6 protein-coding genes are annotated in these 4,946 nt (G+C 59.7%); 2 read left to right on the forward strand and 4 right to left on the reverse strand.

Features of this window, described 5'->3' with window-relative positions; all coding sequences use genetic code 11:
• The first annotated feature begins 171 nt into the window (after positions 1 to 171).
• Together Q0341_RS13880 and Q0341_RS13885 are read left to right on the forward strand one after the other, a co-directional pair.
• Positions 172 to 687, forward strand: a complete 516-nt coding sequence (locus Q0341_RS13880; protein WP_299514492.1) for a phasin family protein — start codon at positions 172 to 174, stop codon at positions 685 to 687.
• 22 nt (positions 688 to 709) lie between these two features.
• The gene (locus Q0341_RS13885; protein ID WP_299514495.1) at positions 710 to 1,378 is read left to right on the forward strand and encodes a TetR/AcrR family transcriptional regulator; all 669 of its coding nucleotides are present in this window, start codon (positions 710 to 712) and stop codon (positions 1,376 to 1,378) included.
• Positions 1,379 to 1,381: 3 nt separating this feature from the next.
• Here the strand turns inward: Q0341_RS13885 and Q0341_RS13890 are convergent, their stop codons facing one another.
• The 4 genes from Q0341_RS13890 to Q0341_RS13905 form a co-directional block, all read right to left on the reverse strand.
• Complete coding sequence (locus tag Q0341_RS13890) at positions 1,382 to 2,146, reverse strand: type III pantothenate kinase (RefSeq protein ID WP_299514498.1); 765 nt, start codon at positions 2,144 to 2,146, stop codon at positions 1,382 to 1,384.
• A 44-nt stretch (positions 2,147 to 2,190) separates the two neighbouring features.
• Positions 2,191 to 2,646 (reverse strand): polymer-forming cytoskeletal protein, encoded by a 456-nt coding sequence (locus Q0341_RS13895; RefSeq protein WP_299514501.1) that lies wholly within the window; start codon positions 2,644 to 2,646, stop codon positions 2,191 to 2,193.
• Positions 2,647 to 2,678: 32 nt separating this feature from the next.
• Positions 2,679 to 3,620 (reverse strand): M23 family metallopeptidase, encoded by a 942-nt coding sequence (locus tag Q0341_RS13900; RefSeq protein WP_299514504.1) that lies wholly within the window; start codon positions 3,618 to 3,620, stop codon positions 2,679 to 2,681.
• 118 nt (positions 3,621 to 3,738) lie between these two features.
• Positions 3,739 to 4,946 (reverse strand): amidase (locus Q0341_RS13905; RefSeq protein ID WP_299514507.1); only part of this gene is annotated, 1,208 nt, incomplete at its 5' end.

A 4,946-nucleotide genomic window follows, 5' to 3' on the forward strand; every position in this document is an offset into this window, starting at 1 on the left:
GCCAGTCGAGGACAAAGTTGGCGCCAATGAAGCCGGCGCCGCCGGTGACAAGAAGGGTCATGAGGATGCGGATCTGTTGGGTGCCACGGGGCGCGGCACCACTGTGTTGCGATTTTAGAAGCATTGCACTCGAACGCAGGTTAAAGTGATACCTTGATCAGGAAGTGCACCATGGCCAAATCCAACGACACCACGCGTAACAAATCAAGCGCCGCCAATCCGCAAGACAACACCCCGCCTAACGCCCAGCATGTTTGGCTGGCGGGTTTGGGGGCCATGGCCAAAGCGCAAGAACAAGGCAGCAAGGCGATTGAAGCCCTGCTCAATGACGGCTTGAACTTTCAGCGGAAAAGCCAGGCCGAGGCGCAGCAACGCTTGCAAGAAGCCACCGAACGGCTGAGCCACATCGCCAGCGACTTCGGCCAGCAAACCACAGGACGGGTGGACAAGCTGGAGCACTTGTTTGAAGACCGCGTGGCCAAAGCCTTGCACCGCTTGGGCATGCCTTCACTGCTGGACATGCAGATGCTCAACGACCGTGTGGCGCAGCTGGAGGCACAGCTGGCTGCATTGCAAACCAAGGCTGCACCCAAAACAGCCGCCACCGCCAAAACGGCTCCAGGCCAAACGGTCCCAGCCAAACCACAGGCGGCCCGCGCCGCCAAGCGTCCCAAAAAGACGGCTTGATGGACAGGCTCTGTTTTTAGCCATGGCCAAAAAAGCACCCCGCCGCACCGCCGAGCGCATCGCTGAGGTGACACTGGAGCTGTTCAACCGGTTTGGCGAGCCCAACGTCTCCACCACTATGATTTCGGCCGAGCTGAACATCAGTCCGGGCAATCTGTACTACCACTTCCCCTCCAAAGACGCCTTGGTCAACCAGTTGTTTGACCAATACGAATCAGCCATGCTGAGCTTGCTGGACGCGGCACCCGATGTGCAGGATGTGGAAGACACCTGGTTCTTTTTGCATTCATTGTTCGAGCAGGTGTGGAGCCACCGCTTCCTGTACCGCGATCTGAACAATTTGCTGTCAGGCAACCGGCACTTGGAGACGCACTTTCATGCGGTGCTGGAGCGCAAAACCCATGCGTTCAGGCTGATGCTGGAGTCTTTGGCCGCTGCGGGCCTGATGCGCATCGACCCAGACAGCATTGAAACGCTGTCGGCCAGCATGTCGGTGATGGTCACTTATTGGCTGAGTTATGAGTATGTGCGCAACCCGCGCCAAGCCATGGAACCGGCCAGCGCCGGATTGGCACTGACTCGGGGCGCGCAGCATGTGCTGGCGCTTTTAACGCCCTACATGGCCAACACCGACTTGCAAACGCATTTGCAGGCCCTGACTGCGGCCTACAACCCGCAGAGCCCGGGCTAAGGTTCAGGCAAAACGCTGCGCCGCCAGTGTCAGCAGCCCGTCGAAGATCAGGTTATCAACCAACTCAAACTGCAAGGACATGCTGGGGGCCATCTTCCAGCCCGCCCCCCCCGTCATGATGCACGCGGGCTCTTGCCCAGTGTGATCGCGCAGGTGTTGGACCATGCGCTCACAAGCGCCCGCAATGGCATAGGTGCCGCCACTGGTCAAGGCGTCGCTGGTGTTGGTGGGAAAGGGCCGGACATCACCTGTGGGCACATGCAGCCCTGCCGTGCCAGATTCGAGGGCGCGCAGCATGATGCCGTGGCCGGGCAGAATCAGACCGCCCAGAAAGCGGCCTTCTTCGTCGATCGCCTCGACCGTCACGGCCGTGCCCACCATGACCACCACCAAAGGTCGCGCCGGTCCTGCGGCCAACATGCGGTGACGGGCCCCGATCATGGCGACCCAGCGGTCCGCGCCCAAGCGAGAAGGGTGGTCATAGCCGTTGGTCAGTCCGGCCTCTTGGGCACTGGGCACCACCCACTGCGGGGTGAAGTCCCAGATGTCCATTTGCTCTTGGACCCGCCGCTTGATGGCGTCACCGGCCACCACAGAACCGAGCATGCGGTCGATATGGGGCCATTGCGCCCAAGCGCCTTCAGATAAACGGTCGATGTTTTCCAAGAATTCAGCGCCGTGCGCCAACAATTGGCCGCTGGGGTTGGGTTGGTCGTACAGCGCCCATTTGAGACGCGTATTGCCCACATCGATGGCTAAAAATGTCATGCGCCGATGATAATGAATTTCAATCGGCTAATTTTTCGGCCAAGTCAGCCGTTAGAAACGGAAGTCTGTGCCTTTTTAATGGCCTCGTGGGCGTCTTGGCCCGAGCGTGAGGGCACGTCCGAAGCATCGACTTGCAGCAACAACCCCAGCAATCTGGCGCCATGCTCCACGGCCATCGAAGCGTATTTGATGTCCCCTTGGACCAATGCACTGGCCATGATCTCGACCCGCTCAAAAGCATGGATGTTGCCCGCCACTTTGCCCGCAACGATGATGCGGTTGGCCAACACATCTCCCTGAACCTCGCCATTGGGGCCGATCACCACAGAGATGGCGGCATCCTTGGGGGCTTCAATGTTGCCGACCACCTTGCCGTCAATGCGTACGCTTTCCTGCAAACGCAAGCAGCCGTGGATTTCTGCATGGCGGCCAATGAGGGTGTCGAATTTTTCTTGGCTCATGACCAACGGCGTGTAAGTGGTTTTCTTTTTTCCGAACATGTCTGTCTCCTTGTCGTTGGTTTTTTGAAAGCTCAGGATTTGGCCCAGGCTGCCAAGGCTTTAGCAGGGTGCATGGCTTGCCCTTTGTAAATCACCTCGTAGTGCAAGTGCGGGCCAGTTGAGCGCCCGGTGTTGCCCAGCTTGCCCACTTCCTGATGCCGCTGCAACACATCGTGGGGCTTGACACTCAAGGCGCGCAAATGGGCATAACGCGTCACAAAACCATCCGCATGCGAGACCTCGACCAAATTGCCGTAGGCGCCGGCGTACTCAGCGCGCAGCACAACGCCAGGCGCTGTCGTGTAAACAGGCGTTCCGATGGGTGCAACAAAATCTATCCCATCGTGCATGCTGGGCAAATGGGTCAGCGGGTCAGCCCGGATGCCAAATGAACTGGTCAATTGTAATTCACTCGCCAATGGCAGCGCTGTCGGCAGCGCGTCCAAGCTGGTCAGATCAGATTTCCAGCGGGTCTGCATGTTCGCCATGGCTGCATCGTAGAGGTGCATTTGCTGCAGCGACAGATCAAGCTGGCGGTTGAGTTTTTCAGAGCCAAAAGGCCAAGAGGGCACCCAATTCATTGGCCCTCCGCGCCCGGCCACCTCTTGCCCCTTGGTCTGCTCCGAAAACGACAAGAGCTTTTCAATGCCCAAGCGTCCCAAAACCTCATCCTTGATGGTTTCCAATTCGCGCAGACGATCCCTGACGCCGGACAGTTGGTGGTTCAAGGCCTCTAGCTTGGCCCGGTAGGTGGCCTCCGCTTTTTCTTGTTCGCTTTGGCTGGTCACGCCGCCCATTCGATAAGCCAGTTCGGGCATGTATTCAATCGCCACCCGCACGCCCACCAAATGGAACAAAAAGCCCACCAGCACCAACAAACTGGAGAGTACAGCCACGGCCCCCATCACCGTTCTGGACGTGATGGAGAATTTGACGACTTTGTCTGTTGGACCCGCCACCCATATCAATTGCATAAGCGCCCCTCTTAACCTACTTTGCGCTCATTCTATCGACATTCAATGAATAAATGATACTTAAATACTCAAAATAACCCACGCACGACACCTCGCTTCAAGCCGAAAGAGCGAAGGCTCACGACACAGGACGCAAAACCGGGCGGAGCGACTCATAGGCCCTGGCAGCACGCAGCACCAAGGCGTCTCCAAACATCGGCCCCACGATCTGCAAGCCCATGGGCAAGCCGCTTTGGGTCAGACCACAGGGCACCGTGATGGCAGGTTGCTGGGTCAGGTTAAAGGGGTAACTGAAGGGCGTCCAGCCCAGCATCGACACCGGGTCCATGGCCACCGTACCGGCCGCTCGCGCTTCAAAAGCCGGGATCGAGACGGCGGGCGTAACCAGCAGGTCATAGCGCAGCATGAACTGGCGCATGTGCGAGCCCAAAACGCCACGGCGTTGGTTCAGTTGCTGCACCTGCAAGGCGCTAAGCTGCGCACCCAACTCGGCCTCTGTTTTGAAATCAGGGTCGGCCACGGCCTGTTGCTCGGCGCTCAAGCCTTTCCACACGGTGTAAGCGCCCAAAAACCAAAGCCCTGTGGTGATCTCGAGCGGGTCCTCGAAGCCAGGATCGACCTGCTCCACATGCGCGCCCAGCGCCTGCAGTTGCTGCACGGCCGCATCCACGGCTGCGGCGATTTCGGGGTGCACATTGTGCGCATAACCCAAAGTGGGCGAATAGGCGATCCGCAGGCCACGTACGCCGTCTTCCAGACCCACGGTGTAGTCGCTGCCGTCAGGGGGCAGCGATGTCCAGTCTCGGGCATCGGGCTGCTTGAGCACGTTGGTCATCAAGGCGGCGTCGCGCACGCTCATGGTGTGCGGCCCCAAGTGCGCCACCGAACCAAACGGCGACAAGGGGTAGGCGGGCACCCGTCCAAAGCTGGGTTTCAGGCCCACGTTGCCACAAAAGGCCGCCGGAATGCGCACACTGCCTGCGCCATCGGTGCCCACACCGATGGGCCCCAAACCTGCCGCCACGGCTGCGGCCGTGCCACCTGACGATCCGCCGGGTGTGTGGTTCAGGTTCCAGGGGTTGCGGGTGATGCCGGTGGCGGGCGAGTTGGTTTCGCCTTTGCAACCAAACTCTGGTGTGGTGGTTTTGCCCAGCAGCACAGCCCCGGCCTCGCGCAGGCGGGCGGTGGCTGGCGCGTCGACATCCCACGCTTGCTGGGGATCAATGGTGCGACTGCCGCGCAAAGTGGGCCAGCCACGGGTCAGGATCAGGTCCTTGATGGAGGTGGGCACGCCATCCAAAGCGCCCACAGGCGTGCCTTGCTGGC

It is taken from the genome of uncultured Limnohabitans sp. (assembly GCF_937889215.1).
Classification (GTDB): Bacteria; Pseudomonadota; Gammaproteobacteria; order Burkholderiales; family Burkholderiaceae_C; genus Limnohabitans_A.

Excerpts from the sequence above, each read along its gene's own strand:
- Q0341_RS13890 (WP_299514498.1), bottom strand. The coding sequence starts at position 2,146 with ATGACATTTTTAGCCATCGATGTGGGCAATACGCGTCTCAAATGGGCG.
- Q0341_RS13880 (WP_299514492.1), top strand. The coding sequence starts at position 172 with ATGGCCAAATCCAACGACACCACGCGTAACAAATCAAGCGCCGCCAAT.
- Q0341_RS13900 (WP_299514504.1), bottom strand. The coding sequence starts at position 3,620 with ATGCAATTGATATGGGTGGCGGGTCCAACAGACAAAGTCGTCAAATTC.
- Q0341_RS13885 (WP_299514495.1), top strand. The coding sequence starts at position 710 with ATGGCCAAAAAAGCACCCCGCCGCACCGCCGAGCGCATCGCTGAGGTG.
- Q0341_RS13895 (WP_299514501.1), bottom strand. The coding sequence starts at position 2,646 with ATGTTCGGAAAAAAGAAAACCACTTACACGCCGTTGGTCATGAGCCAA.